Origin of the sequence: Rhodococcus sp. IEGM 1302 (assembly GCF_030056935.1) — a bacterium.
GTDB classification, from domain to species: domain Bacteria; phylum Actinomycetota; class Actinomycetes; order Mycobacteriales; family Mycobacteriaceae; genus Rhodococcus_F; species Rhodococcus_F qingshengii.
On sequence record NZ_JASHKY010000010.1, the window covers coordinates 100,542 to 117,884 of the forward strand.

Consider the following 17,343-nt stretch of genomic DNA (forward strand, 5'->3'; position numbering starts at 1 on the left):
CAATCAAGACCAAACCTACCAATCTCGGACGGGTGTGCGCCGAGTACGCAACCCCTCGGTGTTAAGGTCGCCTAGTTCTGACACGGGGTGCTCCGCATGGGCGGGGCTGAGAACACACCCGGGAACCTGATCAGGTAATGCTGACGAAGGGATGTCATGGCTACTACGCAGCCTGCATACAATTCTGCCGAAAACTCGGTGGCCACAGCGCCGTCGACGGATCGGTTCACAGATCGACTCTGGGCCGAGACGAAGGCCCTCCGCGAGTCGATCGACTCACTGGAGTTCCTCCGCCGCCTCGGCGACGGAACATTGCCTCTCGACGCGTTCCGCACGTACATCGAGCAAGACAAGCTTTATCTCGAGGGGTATTCGAAAGCGTTGTCCCTGGTCGCGGCCCATGCCCCGGATCCGCAGTCCGCGGGCTTCTGGTCGAATTCCGCGTCCACGGCAGCGACAGTGGAATCTGCGCTTCACGACGGACTTCTCACCGGTGGAATTCTTCCAGCGGGATCGGGAAGGCTCGAGCATTCGCAGGCCTGCCTGGGATACGTCTCGTATCTGACGGCGACTGCAGCAACTGCGCCTTACCCGGTCTCCGCAGCGGCAGTACTCCCCTGCTTCTGGATCTACGCCGAGGTCGGCCGCGATCTTGCCGCTTCAGCGCGCGAGGTACTCGACGCCGATCCGTCGCATCCGTACGCACAGTGGGTCACGACCTACGACGCACCCGAATTCCACGAGTCGGTGGCGCAGGCCCGCGTACTGGTCGATGCTGCGGCCGAAGCTGCCACCGAGACAGAGCGTGAGGCGATGAGTGAAGCATTCCGCATCGCCAGCCGCTATGAGCTGATGTTCTGGGATTCCGCACTCCACCAGCAGCCTTGGCCGGCGTCGTGATGTCGTTTGCGGCGCTGCGCCGCACGCTTGCCACGTCTGCCGCGATCGCAGCCGCGTTCACAGTTCTGACCGGATGCGCCTCTGACACCGGCTCTTCCGACGGGACCATTCGGTTCGCACTCGACTGGACACCGAACACGAACCACACCGGTTTGTACGTAGCACTCCAAGAGGGCTACTTCGAGGACGCCGGCCTGGACGTCTCGATCCTGCCGTACAACAACACCTCGCCCGACACCCTGGTCGATGCCGGCAATGCCGAGTTCGGCATCAGCACACAGAGTCAGGCCACGTTCGCCCGTGCAGCCGGCGCCGCCACGACGTCCGTCATCGCGCCACTTCAGCACCGCGCCACCGGCATCGGCGTGAAGGCGGATCGTGCGGACATCACGCGCCCACGTGATCTCGACGGGAAGACGTACGCCGGGTTCGGCGATCCCGGCGAAGTCGAAACGCTGCAGCAGATCATCCGCAACGACGGCGGGACCGGGAACTTCACGACGGTCACGCTCGGAACTTCCGCGTACGAAGCCGTGTACTCGGGCCAGGCAGACTTCACCGTCTCCTACTTTGCTTGGGAAGGCCTCGAAGCGGAGCGAAACGGAACTCCGATGCGGTACTTCCAGTACACCGATTACGGCTTCCCCGATGCATATTCGATCGTGATCAACGGCAACCAGCAGTGGTTGAAGGACCATCCCGACGAGGCACGCAAGTTCGTCAAAGCCGTTCAACGCGGATATCAGACTGCTGCCGACAACCCGGACCAGGCCGCGCAGGATCTCATCGACGCGAACCCCGGAGCATTCACCGACGAAGACCTCGTGCGTGAGAGTCAGCGGATGCTCGCCGCCGACTACATGAAAGACGCCAACGGTGTTGTGGGCGCCCAGAATCTCGAAACCTGGTCGGGCTACTCGGGATTCCTCTTCGAGAACGGATTGCTCGCCGGACCCGACGGGAAGCCGTTGACCCAGAAGCCGGACTGGTCGGAGTACTTCACCAATGAGTATCTCGACGCGTCCTGACGTGAGCGGACGGTTGGTCTCGACCATGCGGCGGGCGCTTCCCGCGCTCGCCGTGGTGGTGCTCCTCGTGGCGGCGTGGCAGATCTACGTCGAGATCAGTGGGATTCGGCCGCAAGTACTTCCGTCTCCGGGGCGCGTTCTGTCCCAGGGGTGGGACAACCGCGAGATCATCTCCGGCCACGCCTGGTCGACATTGCAGGTCACGTTGGTCGGCTTCACTGTTTCATTGGTATTGGCCTGGATTCTTGCTGTGGTCGTGGACTTTTCGCCGTGGTTGTCACGCGCGCTGGTACCACTTTTTGTCGTCTCGCAGACGCTGCCGATCATCGCCATCGCGCCGCTGATGATCATCTGGTTCGGCTTCGGGCTGTTGCCGAAGGTGTTGGTGATCGCCCTTGCGACGTTCTTCCCCATGACCATCGGACTCATCGAGGGATTTGCCGCGGCCGATCGGGAAGCGGGCGCTCTCCTGCGCAGTATGGGCAGCACTCGCTGGCAGGAGTTCCGATACGTTCGCCTTCCTTCGGCAATTCCGCGATTCTTCACTGCCCTGCGCATCGGCATCACGTATGCGGTCGTGGGTGCGGTGTTCTCCGAATACGTCGGCGCTACTTCCGGTTTGGGTATCTACATGAGCACCCAGAAGAACTCCTTCCGCACCGACCTGGTGTTGGCGGCCGTACTGGTGACCGCGTTGATCAGTGTCACGCTGTACTTGCTGACGTTCGCCATCGAGCGCATCGTTGCACCATGGGCGATGAACGAAAGGTCGCGGACATGACTGACCCGATGGTCGAGGATGCAATGGTCGAAATCCAGGACCTGACCAAGAGGTTCGACACGGCCGGAGAATCGCGTCTCGTGCTCGATTCGGTGTCCTTTGGCGCCGACGCGGGCGAATTCGTGTCGGTGATCGGGCCGAGCGGCTGCGGCAAGAGCACGATCTTCAACGTCCTGGCCGGGCTCGAATCCCCGACCGCGGGTTCGGTCCGTGTGGGCACGCGCGCAACGGAATCCGAAGCAGCCGCCGAGGTGCACACCGCGTACATGCCGCAGAAGGATCTTCTGTTCCCTTGGCGCTCGGTACTGGACAACACGGCCCTCGGTTTGGAAGTGCAGGGAGTCGGCAAGAAGGAAGCACGCGAGCGCGCTCGCGAGTTGTTCCCGGCGTTCGGACTGTCCGGATTCGAGGACGCCCGGCCGTCACAGCTGTCCGGCGGCATGCGCCAGCGAGCGGCGATGCTGCGCACCGTTGTTCAGGGCAAACCTGTCCTGCTGCTCGACGAGCCGTTCGGCGCACTGGACTCGTTGACCCGCACCGAGATGCAGGCCTGGCTGCAAGACGTGTGGCAGCAGTACCGGTGGACCGTGCTGATGATCACCCACGATATTCGTGAAGCGATCTATCTGTCCGATCGCGTGGTCGTTCTGTCGGCGAGGCCGGCAACGGTCAGGTGCGTCGTCGACGTTCCCTTGCCGAGGCCACGCGAACTGGACATGATCACCTCGCCCGAGTTCGCCGACGTCGAGCGTGAACTGCTTGCCGTTCTCCACGACGAGACGCGCAAGTCGCTACACCCCTAGCGGTTACTGACAATGCGCTGAGAGCGCGCCGATTTCACCTGCCGTTCAAGAGAAAGTGCATCGCAACGGTGCAACTTCGCGTAGGATGTCGCGGCGCGTTCGCCCAAAACGCCTTAATATCAGCAAGATCCGAACGCTCGACACGCAATCCGTCAACGCTGCACAATTCTCTGTACTCTTCGGTAACGTACACTCGGTCGCCTACGAGACCAACGGCCAGAAGGTAACTGGACGGTAAAGCGGAATCGTGGAGGCACAGTCATCGCAACAGATTTGGAAAGGGACAGCGTGAGCACACTGCAGTCAGGTCAGAGCCTCGGAGTCGGCCAGGAACTCAAGTCCGACAACGGCGCATACACCCTCACCTTGCAGGACGACGGCAACCTGGTTCTGTCCGAGGGCGGACAGGCTGTTTGGGCCGCAGGCACCAACGGATCCGGCGCCAACCGCGCCGAGGTGCAGGCTGACGGAAACTTCGTCATCTACAAGGACTCCGACGCCGTGTGGGCATCGCAGACCGCAGGCAACGACGGTGCCTCCCTCTCGGTTCAGGACGATCGCAACGTCGTTCTGTCCGCCGGCGGAAATGCTCTGTGGTCTTCGGACACTGCAATCGCAGCGCCGGCCGCCGAGGCTGCCCCGGAGCCCGCTCCGGCACCCGAGCCCGAGCCTGCCCCCGCCGCTCCGGCAGCGCAGAGCTACACCGTCGAAAGCGGCGACACCCTGTGGGCGATCGCAGAGCGTTTCTACGGTGACGGCAACCAGTACCAGCGCATCGCGGATGCAAACGGCATCCCGAACCCGGATCTCATCAACGCCGGTCAGGTACTGACGATCCCCGCCTGATTCACTGCTTGACCTGGCCCTGGGTGCCGACGTCCGCGTCGACACCCAGGGCCTTTTGTGTTCTACGCCACACAGATTCGCGTCCCGCCCAGCAGGCCCTGATACTCCATTGCGGCATCTTTTCGCCTACAGTACTTCCGTACTGCTCCCGAAGGACAGGTGTGCATGAAAGACAGAACAGTCATGATCGGCGCTGTCGCAGTGGCCGCTCTTTCTCTGACATCAGGCCTCGTTTTCGGCGGAGCAGCCGGCGCATTCGGTGCCGGCGGCCCTGTGGTGAAGCCTCCCACTCTGGTCTCGTCGGTTTCCGTGGAGTCCGTCGCCGGGATCGAACCGGCCGCGTTCTACAGCTCGGTTGCAGTCCCCACGGTTGTCATCCCGCCGACGCCGACCTGGCGAATCGCCGACGAGACGACCGCTCCTCGCAATCAGCCGCTTGTGGTGACCGCGACAAGCACGAGCTCCGCCACCTCGACTACGACGGCCACCAGTACGACAACACCCGTCTCATCCACCACAACTGCGTCGGCTACCGCGACCTCGTCACCGACCGCGACGGCCACAACCACCAAGACCAGCACCACCCCCGTTGTCACGACCGGGTCCACGCCGCCCGTCGTCGAGGTCTCGCCCGTTCTCGCCGGATAACCCTCGCTCTTTCGCCCGCACACCGCCTGGCGTGACGGCGGTTACAGGCACACTTCAGTCGCCGCTCTCGAATAACCGATCTACCTGCGACTACCTTCCTCGCCGTCACGGTTCGTGGTCCGCTGCAATCCGGTCGACCGGAAAAGGACAGCAGCATTGTCGGAGCCTCGCGATACCGTATAGGTCTGAGCTTTTGCGGAAGGAGGTGGCTGATGAGCGCAATGGGCTTCGATCTCGATGTCAGTGTCGACCGGGCGTGGGCAGAATTTCAACGTCGCCTCGGCGATCACATTTCCATCATGGTCGACGGCGACGTGCTTGCCGTGGAATCGTCCACCGGCGACTTCGATCCAGCTGACGGCGCAGCGCCATGCGTTCAGTTCCTCGTGTGGGACGAGAACACAGTCCGCTGCGAGGTTCCTTCCAACGACTTCCTTCATCCGCGCTATCGACTCGAAGATGCCGACGAACAAAAGTTGATCGCACTCGGCTGGAATCCGCCTTCCGAGAATCTGGAGGATCCGAACAACTCCCCCGCCTTCTGCGTCGACAAGGCGCAGAACTGGGCCGATCAGCTCGCAGCGATGACTGTCGCTGCATTCCGTGATGTGTTCGGTGTGCACCACCCGGCTTTTCTATCCAGCGATCTCACCGGCAACGAGCAGACTCCGGATTTCGATCCGTCGGTCGTCGAGTCGACAGAACTTCCGACCCTCGACCCCACCGCGGCCTACATGCCCAACGACATCGACCATCTCAAGGAGTTGGTCACTCTCGCTTTGCTTCCCATGCTCGGCACTCTTCCCGAGCGAGACAGCGACGGCGACATACCCATTCGTGTCGGTTCGACTGTCATGTTCGTCGGTCCACTTTCCGAGTCCATGGACGTGCAGTTGTTCTCGCCGCTCGTTCAGGACATCAGCAACCGCACCCGTGCAGCCGAGGTCATCGCCGATCTCAACCGCAAGTGGTCGCGCATCAAGTTCGTCTTGATCGACGACCGTCTGTCGGTGTTCCTCGAGGTGGCGGGTTCGCCATTCGTTCCCAAGCAACTCACCGATACGTGCGCCGCCCTGACGTCGTTCCTGCGTACCGTGGACGACGAGTTCGCCGCACGCGTCGGCGGAGACCTCTTCTTCGCGAACAAGAGCGGTGACTCCTCCTCACTGCAGCCCGATCTGACGGCCGAGGACCTGCCTCCCGAACTCGAGACCCTGCTGCACCTCGATCTGGACGTGGCCGAGGATCTCGACGCGGTAGCCGATGTCTGTGGTCGTGATCGCGATCTGATTCTTCAGCTCCTCCACATCAGCAACGAATGGCAGATTCAGCTGCGTAGTCAGGCTGTGGACGCCCACAGTCGCGGAGACGCCGAAGAGGCTGCGGGATACGAGGATCAGATCGGCGGGTGGGAACTCATGGTCGACCGTCTGCGCGGGGCTTTGCGACTGGTGGTCCTGCCCAATTCTCGAACCGAGACGCCGGCAAAGCCGCAACCTGAGCAGATGGGCTTGTTTGCCGATCCCTTGCAACAGAGCCTCTTCGACGATCCGTCCTGATAACACGGATCGGCTTTCCCGCTATTCGAAGTGGGATTTGAAGATCTGTCCGTGGACGCCCACGGTTCGATCGACTACCTGCGAGACCGTGAAATCGGCTGCGGCAGAAAGATACGCGTAGGCCGTCGCTCGATCCATACCGCGATCATGCTCGAGGAAGTCGAGTGCGTTGACCACCGCACGTCGCATGGCACCGTTGAGGTCACTGTTCTGCCCATCGACCGAACCGTTGGGGTCGGACAGGCCGATCGGAATCCACGCCTCCTCGGTCTCGGCGAACGGGTATCCGAAAGCCACCGATGGAGCGTCACCGGAATCCTTCTTGCACACGCTGAGTCGGAACGTGCCGCGCAGCGATCCTTCCATCGCCGTCAGCGCCGCCTCACCGTCACCCATGGCCATGTGGGGGTCACCGACGTAGAAGAGGGCGCCTTCAGCGAATACCGGCAAATAGAAGGTTGATCCGACACCGAGATGCCTGATGTCGATGTTTCCGCCGCCCAGGGTCGGAGGAATGGAGTTCGACGACGGGGATGTCGGGTCTGCATCCGCAGAATAGGCAACTCCCATCATTCCCATGAAGGGCCGCAGGGGAAACCGCACCTTCGACTGTCCGAAAGGCATCACGCCCTTGCCGTCTTCGATCGCCGTGAAAGTGGAAACACCGCCGTACTTCAACGGGTCCTTTGTTGCGCGCCCGTCTGTGGCGACCGGCGGCATGACTTCGTCCAGAGTGATTCCCGCTGGAGCGGTTCCGTCTGCTGTGACGGCGAGAGCGCCCTTGCCGTGTCTGCTCGACACAACGCCGTACGGCACGCGGGGAATGGCTTCGAGAGTCTCGATCTTGAGTACGTCTCCAGGCTGGGCGCCTTCGACGAAGACCGGGCCGGTGACGACGTGCGGTCCGTCCTTGTCGAAGTTTCGTTCGGTTCGGTTGTATTCGGCCGCAACGGCAATCGCATCCTCGAGCACGTCCTTCTCGGAAACGCCTTTGCTACCGAAGTATTCGAGAGGATTGCGCCCTTGATCCTCGAGAATTCCCTCGTGCGAGAGGGCGTCGATCGTGACGGTCTGGCCCGACTTCATCCGCATCACCTCGCGGGTGTGGATGCTGGGCACATAACCCCACATGACGTCCGACGGATCCGAACTCAGATAGTGATCGCCACTGACGTTTCCGCTGCCCGGTTGCAGAATCGGAATGCCATCGGCGAACGGTAGTGCAGAGGAGGACGATCCAGCCGGTGACGCGTTCGAGTGCGCGCATCCCGAAGCCACACCGGCAACTCCTACGCCCGCACCGAGGGCAGCGACTGCCCTCATGAATCCGCGTCGGCCAAGACCTTTCGTCAGGTCTTCGGCTGCGTTGCGGGCAAGAGTGTATTCCATCGAGATTCCTCCGGAGTGCGTGACGATGTGCGACTGCGAAGAAAGCTAGACCCGATTTGTTACTCGTTCATTACCATTTCATGGCAAGGAAATACCGCTGACTGAGAATGAATTCAGCGACGGCGAAGCCGCCAGAGCGAGGTCGTCTCTCGTGCCCGGGCGGCGTGAAGCGCATCGGTTCGGTCACTGACCTTTGCGTGCGTCGGTTTGACGTCCATGCGATCGACAACAGTGAGTCCACCGGCCGCAATCAGGTCGTGTAGTTCGGATCGCGTTCGGAGACCGAGGTGTTCGGCAATGTCCGAGAGGATCAGCCACGCTTCTCCCCCGTCGTCCAGATGCGCTGCGACACCAGTCAGGAAGCCCTTCAGCATCGCTCCAGCGGGGTCGTAGACGGCGTATTCGATGGGCGAGGTGGCCTTGGCCGGAATCCAGGGAGGATTGCAGACCACCAACGGAGCGGTGCCTTCGGGAAAGAGGTCTGCTTCCACCACGGTCACCTGATCGCCGTAGCCAAGCCGCGAGAGGTTGCTACGAGCGCATTGCAGTGCCCGGGGGTCCTGGTCGGTGGCCGTCACTGCCTTGACACCGCGCTGCGCCAGTACGGCAGCAAGAACGCCGGTGCCGGTGCCGATGTCGAAAGCCGATTCCGTCGACGGCAGTGGCGCAGACGCGACAAGATCGACATACTCCCCGCGGACGGGTGAGAACACTCCGAAGGCGGGATGCACTCGTGCGTCGAGAGCCTCGATGAAAACACCTTTGCGGTGCCACTCGTGAGCGCCGATCGCGCCGAGGATGTCACGCAACGAGCGAACCGAAGGCTCACCGGTAATCCCGAAAGCTTCGGTCAACGCGACTTGCGCGTCCGGGGCTCGCCGGAGTGGAATCGACAGATCTGCATCCAAGGGAATGAGCAGCATGCCGAGGATCTGCGCGCGGCGTCCTTGGGTCTGCCGGTGGAGATGGAAGGCTTTGGCTGGGTCGTCGGACGCTCGGCGCGGCTTGCGGTCGATGCGCGACGCGACGGCCTTCGACAGTTGGCGAGCGTTCTGAAAATCTCCGCGCCACAACAACGCCGTGCCTTCGCATGCCAAGCGATAGGCGTCGTCGGCCTTCATCGTGTCGTCGGCGACGACGATGCGCTTGGGCGCCGGGGCGTTGCTCGTCGAACCCCAACGGGCCGATTGCTCGGCGTCGTTCTCGGTCCACACAGCGAATTGTTCAGTCATGTAAGCCCTTCCGGCGTCCGACGCATAGCGGCCGGTCTACCGGCTGATGTGGTCCAGATCTGCAAAATCTGCTCGTCTGGTGTCCACACTAGTCGGGACCGGCCGCGCTACATGACTGCGAGAGGGATGTCAGCCCTTGGCGACGCGAGCTGCCTCGGCGATCCGAGCCTCGGCGACCGCGTCAGCAGCCTCGCCGGCGAGGATTCCGTCCTTCTTCGACTTCGCGAAGATCTCGGTGACCGTGTCGAAGATCTTCTCGACCTTGAGCTTGACCTCTTCGGCCGAGTTGCCCTTCAGCTCGCCGGCGACCTGGATGAGGCCGCCGCCGTTCGCCACGTAGTCAGGGGTCCAGGTGATGCCGCGGTCGCGGAGGATGTTCTCGACCTCGGGGACGGTGAGCTGGTTGTTGGCAGCGCCGCAGACAACCTCGGCCTTGATCGAGCGTGCGGTCGTGTCTGTGAGGGTTGCGCCCATCGCGCAGGGTGCGTAAACGTCGAGATCGGCGTCGATGATGCTGTCGACGATGCTCACCTGCGGGAAGTCAGCCTTGACACGGTCGAGCGCTGCGGCGTTGACGTCGGTCGCGAGAACGGTTGCGCCGTCTGCGAGGAGGAGCTTGATCAGCTCGTAGCCGACCTTGCCTGTGCCTTCGACACCAACAGTCTTGCCTGCGAGCGACGGAGTGCCCCAATGCGACTGTGCCGCGGCGCGCATCGACTGGAATACGCCGAGGGCCGTCATCGGAGCGCTGTCGCCGGAACCGCCGACCGTGGCGTTGCGGCCGACGACGTAGTCGGTGTTACGACCGATGATGTCGAGATCGTTGGAGTTGGTTCCGACGTCACCAGCGGTGATGTAGCGGCCGCCGAGGGTCTGGACGAATTTTGCGTAGGCGCCGAGCAATTCGTCGGTCTTGGCCGTTGCGGGGTCGCCGATGATGACAGCCTTGCCGCCGCCGAGGTCGACGCCGGCAACCGCAGCCTTGTAGGTCATGCCGCGCGAGAGGCGCAAAACGTCTGTGACTGCGGCGGATTCGTCGGAGTACGGGTAGAAGCGCGTTCCGCCGAGCGCGGGACCGAGCGTCGTGGAGTGGATGGCGACGATGGCCTTGAGGCCGCTCGCGGGATCCTGGAAGAAGCTCACCTGCTCGTGGGGGTAATCGCGCAGGTAGTCGGCGCGATCGAACACGCCCGCAGTGTCGTCATGGGAAACAACGGAGTTCACGGGCTCGGCGGTGAGAGTCATTGTGGGATAGACCTTTCCGAAGGATAAACGGGGCGCAGTCGAAATATTGGGACGAATTGGCCATTGGGTACTATTAGAGACAAATAACCCAAAGAGAATCCCGCTGAGCAATTCGTGGAACCAATGCTCTGCCTGAGTTACGATTTGGTCAATGCAAATCTCTTGAACTAGTCAATTCGATCATCCAGTGACTCATATCACTGAGGAGAGGTTCACAAAGTGCTCAGCATCGACAAGCTCGACGTCCAGTTGCTCGGACTGCTCAGCAAGGACTCGAGGATGAGTGTGGCCGAGTTGGCCAACTCGTTGGGCGTCGCCCGCAACACCGTCCAGTCGCGAATGAAGCGCATGGAATCCAACGGACTTCTCACCGGGTTTCGGCCGAATCTCAATCTCCCCGAGGTCGGTATCCCGATTCAGGCATTTGTCGGTCTGGAACTCGAGCAGGGCAAGATCAGCGCAGTCGCTCGGAGTCTGACCGAGTTGCCCGAGGTGATCGAAATTCACGCCACGACCGGTCGCGAGGATTTGCTCGTTCGCGTCGCCACCTCGACGCACGCGGCCCTGCAGAAGTTGGCCGAGCAGATCGTGTCGCTTCCAGGCGTCACGCATTCGACCACGACCATCGCTCTGACCAATCCCCTTCCGTATCGAATTCAGCCTCTCCTCGAGCACCTCACCAATGACGCCGGCTGGGGTCGTTCGACCGCCTTCCCCCGTCAGCAGGACTAGGACGGGTGGTCGCGTCGATGCTTCCCAGTGCGCTAGTTTCATGGTTATGAGTGAGATCCAGGGACAGCGCATCGCGTTCATTCAGGCGACGTGGCATCGCAACATCGTCGACCGTGCACGCGACGGATTCACCGACGCGATCGTCGAGCTCGGCTACCCCAAGGACACGGTTGATTTCTTCGAGGTACCGGGAGCTTTCGAGATCCCGCTGCATGCTCGGCGGTTGGCCAAGAGCGGCCGCTACCAGGCGATCGTTGCCGCAGGTCTGGTCGTCGACGGCGGTATCTACCGGCATGACTTCGTGGCGACGGCTGTCATCGACGGTCTGATGCGCGTGCAGCTCGACACCGACGTTCCGGTTTTCTCGGTGGTCTTGACGCCGCATCACTTCCACGAGCACGCCGAGCACGTCGACTACTTCAGCACGCATTTCGTGAAGAAGGGCGCCGAGGCTGCTCGCGCGGTCGACGCCACCGTCAAGTCGTTGAAGGCCCTGCCCACCAGCTAGTCGTTACCCAAGTCTCGCTGAGTCGAATGCCATCGACTCAGCGAGATTTTTTGTGTCTATCGAGGGGTCTCGACGCTTGCCAGTGCGGAGACATTCGAGTCGTCGACTTCGCCGTAGCGGTCGACGCATTGCTGGAAGAAGTCCCGCATCTCGGTGATTACAAGCGCATGACTGAGAAGAGACTTTTCGAGTGAATCGGCACCACCGGTGGCCTTTTGGGCAAACTTGCCAGCCATGTCTTTTCCCGACTGAAGTGTCCCAAAGCAGTCCAAGGCAGTAAGTCTGTTCAAGTTGCCTGCCATGTCTTGCAACTCGGCAAGAAACCCCTCACACGCGACGGCAAGCTGTGCTGCAACATTTGGGTCGAGGTCAATGCTGTGGGCACTTGGAGTTCGCCAGGTATGGGTCTCAGACATTAGATCCTCAATTCGGCCGATAGAACACGTGTTTAACTGGGGAGACGTTGATCGAGCAGGTTCGCGTAATATTGCGTGAGCTCGCATGTCGACCCTTCGGGCTTAAGAGCAAGTTTGGTATCGACGCTGAGCCAAATCGCCCCCTGCGCAGCAGGCAAGGCGACGAAACATCTGACAAGGTCGGCGTCCGCCTGAAGATGGAACTCGACGCCGTCTCGCTGGCCGATCGTCACGGGCTTGAATCCCACGTAGTTCGGATTCTGTTTGGTGGTCTCGATGGAACTTTCGGTCGAAAAAATCGACAAGTAATACCAGGACTCAGTCCACGAACAGATTTTCCAACCCGGCTGCTCGACGCCGGCGATATCAACTTCCTCGGTAGCCGGATCAAGCCCCACTTCCTCCAGAACCGAGTCCGGAATGTCCTTGCACGGATCGAACAAACTCTCTTGGCCGGATGCAGGCTCAGCCGCCCCCTCCACGACTGAGCTGCATCCTGCCGCAGCCCACACCAACACCCCAGCCATGAGCAGTCGCCCAACCCCCACCGACCCCCGCATGACACCCCCTGTTGATGTGGACCCACTGTATTGGATGCACCGGAGGCTCGATCCGTTCCCGCAATCTTGAAATTCCCAGTTCAGGTTCGCCGGTTCACTCAGAGCGCATCTTCAGCGATTGACGCTCAGCTCAGCAGTCGCATACTGGAGAGGTTGACTACAACTTCGGGAAGGCACCGAGTGAGCGCACCGAAAGCCCCGGCCAAACCAGCGATCCTCAGCGTCGACGACGATCCTGGTGTTTCGCGTGCCGTCGTTCGAGACCTCCGCAAGCGGTACGGCGAGAAGTACCGAATCATTCGTGCGGAGTCCGGCGACCAGGCTCTCGAAACCTTGCGCGAAATGAAACTTCGCGGCGATGCAGTCGCTGTGATCGTCGCCGATTACCGCATGCCCGGTTTGAGTGGAATCGAGTTCCTCGAACAGGCAATGGACCTGTATCCCGTAGCTCGGCGCGTTCTACTGACCGCCTACGCCGATACTGATGCTGCGATCGACGCCATCAACGTCGTCGACCTCGACCACTACCTCCTCAAGCCTTGGGATCCGCCGGAGGAGAAGTTGTACCCCGTCATCGATGCGCTGCTCGATGCCTGGGCAAGCTCGAGTCATCACCCTGCCGAGGAAACCAAGGTGATCGGCCATCGTTGGTCCGAGCGATCCTCCGACGTCCGAGAATTCTTGGCACGCAACCAACTTGCCTATCGCTGGTACATGTCGGACGAGCCGGAAGGCCAACGACTGCTCTCGGCTGCCGGTACCGACGAACTGCGGCTTCCCGTCGTCATCGCATCCAATGGGGATGTCCTCGTCGAGCCCACTGACGCCGAACTCGCCGACAAACTCGGGTTGAGTACCACCCTCTCCGAAGACTTTTACGATCTCGTTGTCATCGGCGGCGGCCCTGCGGGTCTGGGAGCTGCTCTGTACGGCGCTTCGGAGGGACTTCGGACGGTTCTCATCGAACGGCGAGCGACCGGCGGTCAGGCCGGCCAGAGTTCACGAATCGAGAACTACCTCGGCTTCCCCGACGGAGTTTCCGGCGCACAGTTGGCCGATCGGGCGCGGCGCCAGGCAACCAAGTTCGGCGCCGAGGTCATCACCGCGCGAGACGTCACCGGTTTGGAAATCAACGGCTCGGCCCGCACCGTGCGTTTCGACGACGGTTCGTCGGTCGACGCCCATTCGGTCATCTTGGCGACCGGTGTTTCCTATCGCCAACTGTCGGCGCCGGGGCTCGATACATACACCGGCCGAGGGGTCTACTACGGGTCAGCTGTCACCGAAGCCGCTCGGTGCAGCGAACAAGATGTGTACATAGTCGGCGGCGCCAATTCGGCAGGCCAAGCTGCGGTCTATCTCTCCCGCGGAGCTAGGTCCGTCACCATTCTCATTCGCGGCAACTCGCTCGAAGCCTCGATGTCCTACTACCTGATTCAGCAGATCGAAAAGAATCCGAAGATCACCGTGCGCACGTGCACGGAGGTAGTCGGCGCTGAGGGTGACGATCACCTCGAACGAATCACACTGCGTAACAGAGCCACCGGAGAAGAAGACACCGTCGATGCTCAGTGGTTGTTCATCTTCATCGGAGCCGCTCCCCTCACCGACTGGCTCGGCGACGTGGTGGTCCGCGATGGGAATGGCTTCGTTCTTGCCGGCCCGGACCTTCCGTCCGAAGGCGTCACCCCGGACGGGTGGCCGCTCGACCGCGCACCACATCATCTCGAAACCAGTGTCCCCGGAGTGTTTGTCGCCGGGGACGTACACGCCGAATCGGCCAAGCGCGTCGCGTCGGCCGTCGGAGAGGGCGCGATGGCCGTGATGTTCGTCCACCGCTATCTCGCTCAACAATAGGGAGATTCGATGTCCATTCCTGAATGCAGCCCAGACTTGCTTCGCACCCTGTTCCTGTTCGAGAAGCTCACCGACGATCAGCTCGAATCACTCTGCCAGGCAGGCCATATCACCGAGATCGATCGAGGTCAGGTCTACCTCGAAGGTGAGCCTGCCACCTGCTTCTACGTCCTCATCGAGGGCGAGGTGGTGCTGTCCAAGCTGTCGGGCGGCGAAGACATCGAGATCAACAGGACCACCCAGCGCGGCGTCTACTCGGGAGGCTGGACGGCGTATCTCGGCGATCGTGTACCGCAGGTCTACGCGGGGTCGATGCGAGTGACGACTCCTTCGACCTTTTTTGTCCTGGACGCCGACAAGTTCGGCAACGCGATGCGCGAGTGGTTTCCAATGGCGGTTCATCTACTCGAAGGTGTTTTCTTCGGCAAGAAGAACACTCAGCAGATCATCGATCAGCGAGAGCGACTCCTTGCACTCGGATCACTGTCGGCCGGGTTGACTCACGAGCTCAATAACCCTGCAGCCGCAGCGGTTCGAGCGACAGCCTCTTTGCGCGAGCGTGTTGCAGGCATGCGTCACAAACTGGGGATGGTTGCATCGGGCACCTACGACCGCGATGCCCTCGTCACTCTCATGCGACTTCAAGAGGAAGTTGCAGAGGTTGTCGCCAAGGCGCCGACGCTCACTCCCCTCGAAGCCTCCGATCGGGAGGATTCGTTGGGTGAATGGTTCGAGGATCATTCGATTCGAGAAGGTTGGGACCTGGCTCCGACCTTCGTGCAGGCTGGACTCGACACCGCTTGGCTCGAGAACGTTGCTGCAGCCGTTGACGAGTCCGTACTCGAAGGCGCAATTCGCTGGCTGAATTACACCATCGAATCCGAACTACTGATGAACGAGATCGCCGACTCCACAACGAGAATCTCGACGCTCGTCGGTGCGGCGAAACAGTATTCTCAGATGGACCGCGCTCCCTTCCAGACCATCGATGTCCACGAATTGCTCGACAGCACGTTGATCATGTTGGGGCAAAAGATCGGAAGCGGAATCGAAGTCGTCAAGGAATACGACCTCGCGCTGCCACCGATCGACGCCTACGCCGCCGAACTCAATCAGGTGTGGACCAACCTCATCGACAATGCGGTGTCTGCCATGGACGGATCGGGAACACTCACCGTTCGGACAAGCCGCGATGGCGACCGCGTGTGCATCGAGATCTGCGACACCGGCGCCGGGATTCCCGATGACGTCATCGACAGGATCTTCGAACCCTTCTTCACGACTAAGCCTGTCGGTGAGGGAACCGGTCTCGGCCTTGATATTTCGTGGCGAATTGTGGTCGGCAAGCATCGTGGTGAGCTACGGGTCACGTCGGAGCCCGGTAACACCCGGTTCAGAGTTTTGCTGCCCATCGCGGGCCCACCGCGGGATACGCGCGACGACTAGCCACCTTGCACGGCCGGTAGGCAAAGCGCACGATGAAAAGACCGACTTCAGTCAGCGAGAGGGTGGACCATGACCGACGGACTTCCAGCGGGGATCGATCCGAGCGTGCCGCCCAGTGGCGCGGGATGCGTCGAATGCGATGCGAGCGGCGGTTGGTGGGTGCACCTGCGTCGATGCGCGCAATGCGGTCACGTGGGGTGTTGCGACTCCTCACCGTCACAGCACGCGAGCAAGCATGCGGCCTCGACAAAGCATCCGTTCATGCAAAGCTACGAACCCGGTGAGGATTGGTTCTGGAGCTTCGAAACCAACGAGGCGTACGACGGACCTGAATTGGCGGCGCCCACTTCACATCCCGTAGATCAGCCGACGCCGGGACCTAAGGGTCGTGTCCCAGCCGATTGGCAGCAACACATCCACTGACTCAGTTCGGTTGGTCGATCGACCTCAAAGTCGAGGCGTTCGACGACTCCTGATCCAATGCGTTGTCGATGCAGGCTTGAAACTGAGCTTGCATCGACTTGACAGCTTCGACGTGGCTTTTAAGCACGTCGAGTAGGGCGTCCGGCCCACCCACAGCCTTCTGCTCGAATTTGGTCTGGAGCGCTTGTCCAGACGCGAGCGTGCCGAAGGCGTCGATCGTCCCCAACTCGATCGCTTTGACGATCATCGCTTGCAGTTCCGCATGCAGCACGTCACACGCATCATGCAGACGGGCAGCGATTCCAGCGTCAAGGAAAAACACATCGCTAATTTCGCTCATCGAACCTCCTCGGTCGTCGATTCAATGCCAGTTTCAGTTCGGTAAGTGCGGACGAAGCACAACTGCTTGACGAGTCGCCAATTCGCATAGTTCTTCCTTGTGAGTCTCACCAAAGAGAGCATCAATCCGAACGAATATCGCACCCTGCTGAACGGGGATCGCGACCATGCACAGATTCCCGTCCACATCTCTGCGCTCGCGAAATGTTATTGCTCCCACCCCGACAGCTGGCGCATCCCGAATATCTGTGTCGTTGGGATTTCGACGAACATCGTCGAGCGTGTGGAATGTCGACCACACTCCGAGCTGATACCAATCAGACATCCAGGTGCATATCTCAAATTCCCCCTGACGGACGCCGAGGATTCCGGTCTCTTCACTCGCGACGTCTGCGCCGAGACCTGAGATCACTTCGTCCGGAATTGCCGAGCATGGGTCGAAGAGTCCATCAGCTCCATCTGGGCGAACCGCATGCCCCTCGACCGTCGAGGAACAACCCCCAACCACCAGCGCGGCCGCGACCAAGACCACTGCACCCCTCACTCCCACAGCACTCCCCCTCGTTCGCGGCCCGCTCACAGTATTGGACGCTCACCAGCACCGATCGGTTCCACCCCATTGCATTCCGTT

19 protein-coding genes and 1 riboswitch are annotated in these 17,343 nt (G+C 61.2%); of the genes, 12 read left to right on the forward strand and 7 right to left on the reverse strand.

The genetic code is table 11. The features are described from left to right. Positions 1-73 precede the first annotated feature (73 nt). Positions 74-169, forward strand: a riboswitch (TPP riboswitch). From QM609_RS16510 to QM609_RS16540, 7 genes are all read left to right on the forward strand, one after another. Further along, on the forward strand, positions 157-900 hold the full coding sequence (locus tag QM609_RS16510) for a TenA family protein (RefSeq protein ID WP_007726090.1): 744 nt from the start codon (positions 157-159) through the stop codon (positions 898-900). (Overlaps the previous riboswitch by 13 nt.) Next, positions 900-1,928, forward strand: coding sequence for an ABC transporter substrate-binding protein (locus tag QM609_RS16515; protein WP_030536827.1), 1,029 nt, complete (start codon positions 900-902; stop codon positions 1,926-1,928). The genes QM609_RS16510 and QM609_RS16515 overlap by 1 nt, the downstream gene beginning before the upstream one ends. Beyond that, positions 1,906-2,709 (forward strand): ABC transporter permease, encoded by an 804-nt coding sequence (locus QM609_RS16520; RefSeq protein ID WP_003941393.1) that lies wholly within the window; start codon positions 1,906-1,908, stop codon positions 2,707-2,709. Before QM609_RS16515 ends, QM609_RS16520 begins: the two co-directional genes overlap by 23 nt. 8 nt (positions 2,710-2,717) lie before the next feature. Next, the gene (locus QM609_RS16525) at positions 2,718-3,512 is read left to right on the forward strand and encodes an ABC transporter ATP-binding protein (RefSeq protein WP_039972652.1); all 795 of its coding nucleotides are present in this window, start codon (positions 2,718-2,720) and stop codon (positions 3,510-3,512) included. A gap of 288 nt (positions 3,513-3,800) precedes the next feature. Beyond that, on the forward strand, positions 3,801-4,358 hold the full coding sequence (locus QM609_RS16530; RefSeq protein WP_003941373.1) for a LysM peptidoglycan-binding domain-containing protein: 558 nt from the start codon (positions 3,801-3,803) through the stop codon (positions 4,356-4,358). A gap of 165 nt (positions 4,359-4,523) precedes the next feature. Then, positions 4,524-5,006, forward strand: coding sequence for a hypothetical protein (locus QM609_RS16535; RefSeq protein ID WP_003941346.1), 483 nt, complete (start codon positions 4,524-4,526; stop codon positions 5,004-5,006). A 212-nt stretch (positions 5,007-5,218) separates the two neighbouring features. After that, positions 5,219-6,565 carry a T3SS (YopN, CesT) and YbjN peptide-binding chaperone 1 gene (locus QM609_RS16540; protein ID WP_050655363.1) on the forward strand — a complete coding sequence of 449 codons (1,347 nt, stop codon included), beginning with the start codon at positions 5,219-5,221 and terminating at the stop codon, positions 6,563-6,565. 21 nt (positions 6,566-6,586) lie between these two features. On the opposite strand, the gene QM609_RS16545 is transcribed toward QM609_RS16540, so the two are convergent. The 3 genes from QM609_RS16545 to QM609_RS16555 all read right to left on the reverse strand — a co-directional run bounded on the left by QM609_RS16545 (position 6,587) and on the right by QM609_RS16555 (position 10,431). Further along, entirely contained in the window at positions 6,587-7,954 is a 1,368-nt protein-coding gene (locus QM609_RS16545) for an acetamidase/formamidase family protein (protein WP_050655364.1), read from the reverse strand. 113 nt (positions 7,955-8,067) lie between these two features. Then, positions 8,068-9,186: a methyltransferase gene (locus QM609_RS16550; RefSeq protein ID WP_003941398.1), complete on the reverse strand. Its 1,119-nt coding sequence runs from the start codon at positions 9,184-9,186 to the stop codon at positions 8,068-8,070. Positions 9,187-9,315: 129 nt separating this feature from the next. Beyond that, entirely contained in the window at positions 9,316-10,431 is a 1,116-nt protein-coding gene (locus QM609_RS16555; protein WP_030536821.1) for a Glu/Leu/Phe/Val family dehydrogenase, read from the reverse strand. Positions 10,432-10,650: 219 nt separating this feature from the next. Between QM609_RS16555 and QM609_RS16560 the strand changes: the two genes are divergently transcribed. Further along, positions 10,651-11,163: an Lrp/AsnC family transcriptional regulator gene (locus QM609_RS16560; protein WP_003941343.1), complete on the forward strand. Its 513-nt coding sequence runs from the start codon at positions 10,651-10,653 to the stop codon at positions 11,161-11,163. A gap of 46 nt (positions 11,164-11,209) precedes the next feature. After that, complete coding sequence (locus tag QM609_RS16565) at positions 11,210-11,671, forward strand: 6,7-dimethyl-8-ribityllumazine synthase (RefSeq protein ID WP_050655365.1); 462 nt, start codon at positions 11,210-11,212, stop codon at positions 11,669-11,671. Positions 11,672-11,727: 56 nt separating this feature from the next. Here QM609_RS16565 and QM609_RS16570 read toward each other — a convergent pair whose 3' ends face one another. Together QM609_RS16570 and QM609_RS16575 are read right to left on the reverse strand one after the other, a co-directional pair. Then, complete coding sequence (locus tag QM609_RS16570; RefSeq protein WP_228232736.1) at positions 11,728-11,907, reverse strand: hypothetical protein; 180 nt, start codon at positions 11,905-11,907, stop codon at positions 11,728-11,730. Positions 11,908-12,119: 212 nt separating this feature from the next. Further along, positions 12,120-12,614 carry a DUF3558 domain-containing protein gene (locus QM609_RS16575; protein ID WP_076949071.1) on the reverse strand — a complete coding sequence of 165 codons (495 nt, stop codon included), beginning with the start codon at positions 12,612-12,614 and terminating at the stop codon, positions 12,120-12,122. A 213-nt stretch (positions 12,615-12,827) separates the two neighbouring features. Here QM609_RS16575 and QM609_RS16580 point away from each other — a divergent pair, with 213 nt between their 5' ends. The 3 genes from QM609_RS16580 (at position 12,828) to QM609_RS16590 (ending at position 16,373) form a co-directional block, all read left to right on the forward strand. Continuing rightward, a complete protein-coding gene (locus tag QM609_RS16580; RefSeq protein ID WP_019749255.1) occupies positions 12,828-14,504 on the forward strand; it encodes an NAD(P)/FAD-dependent oxidoreductase in 1,677 nt (558 codons plus the stop codon). Positions 14,505-14,513: 9 nt separating this feature from the next. Then, on the forward strand, positions 14,514-15,950 hold the full coding sequence (locus tag QM609_RS16585; protein ID WP_003941311.1) for an ATP-binding protein: 1,437 nt from the start codon (positions 14,514-14,516) through the stop codon (positions 15,948-15,950). A 69-nt stretch (positions 15,951-16,019) separates the two neighbouring features. Beyond that, positions 16,020-16,373 carry a UBP-type zinc finger domain-containing protein gene (locus QM609_RS16590; RefSeq protein ID WP_003941317.1) on the forward strand — a complete coding sequence of 118 codons (354 nt, stop codon included), beginning with the start codon at positions 16,020-16,022 and terminating at the stop codon, positions 16,371-16,373. 1 nt (position 16,374) lies between these two features. On the opposite strand, the gene QM609_RS16595 is transcribed toward QM609_RS16590, so the two are convergent. Both QM609_RS16595 and QM609_RS29280 read right to left on the reverse strand, forming a co-directional pair. Further along, on the reverse strand, positions 16,375-16,713 hold the full coding sequence (locus QM609_RS16595) for a hypothetical protein (protein ID WP_050655366.1): 339 nt from the start codon (positions 16,711-16,713) through the stop codon (positions 16,375-16,377). Between the two features lie 33 nt (positions 16,714-16,746). After that, positions 16,747-17,292, reverse strand: coding sequence for a DUF3558 domain-containing protein (locus QM609_RS29280; protein ID WP_082239004.1), 546 nt, complete (start codon positions 17,290-17,292; stop codon positions 16,747-16,749). Positions 17,293-17,343 lie beyond the last annotated feature (51 nt).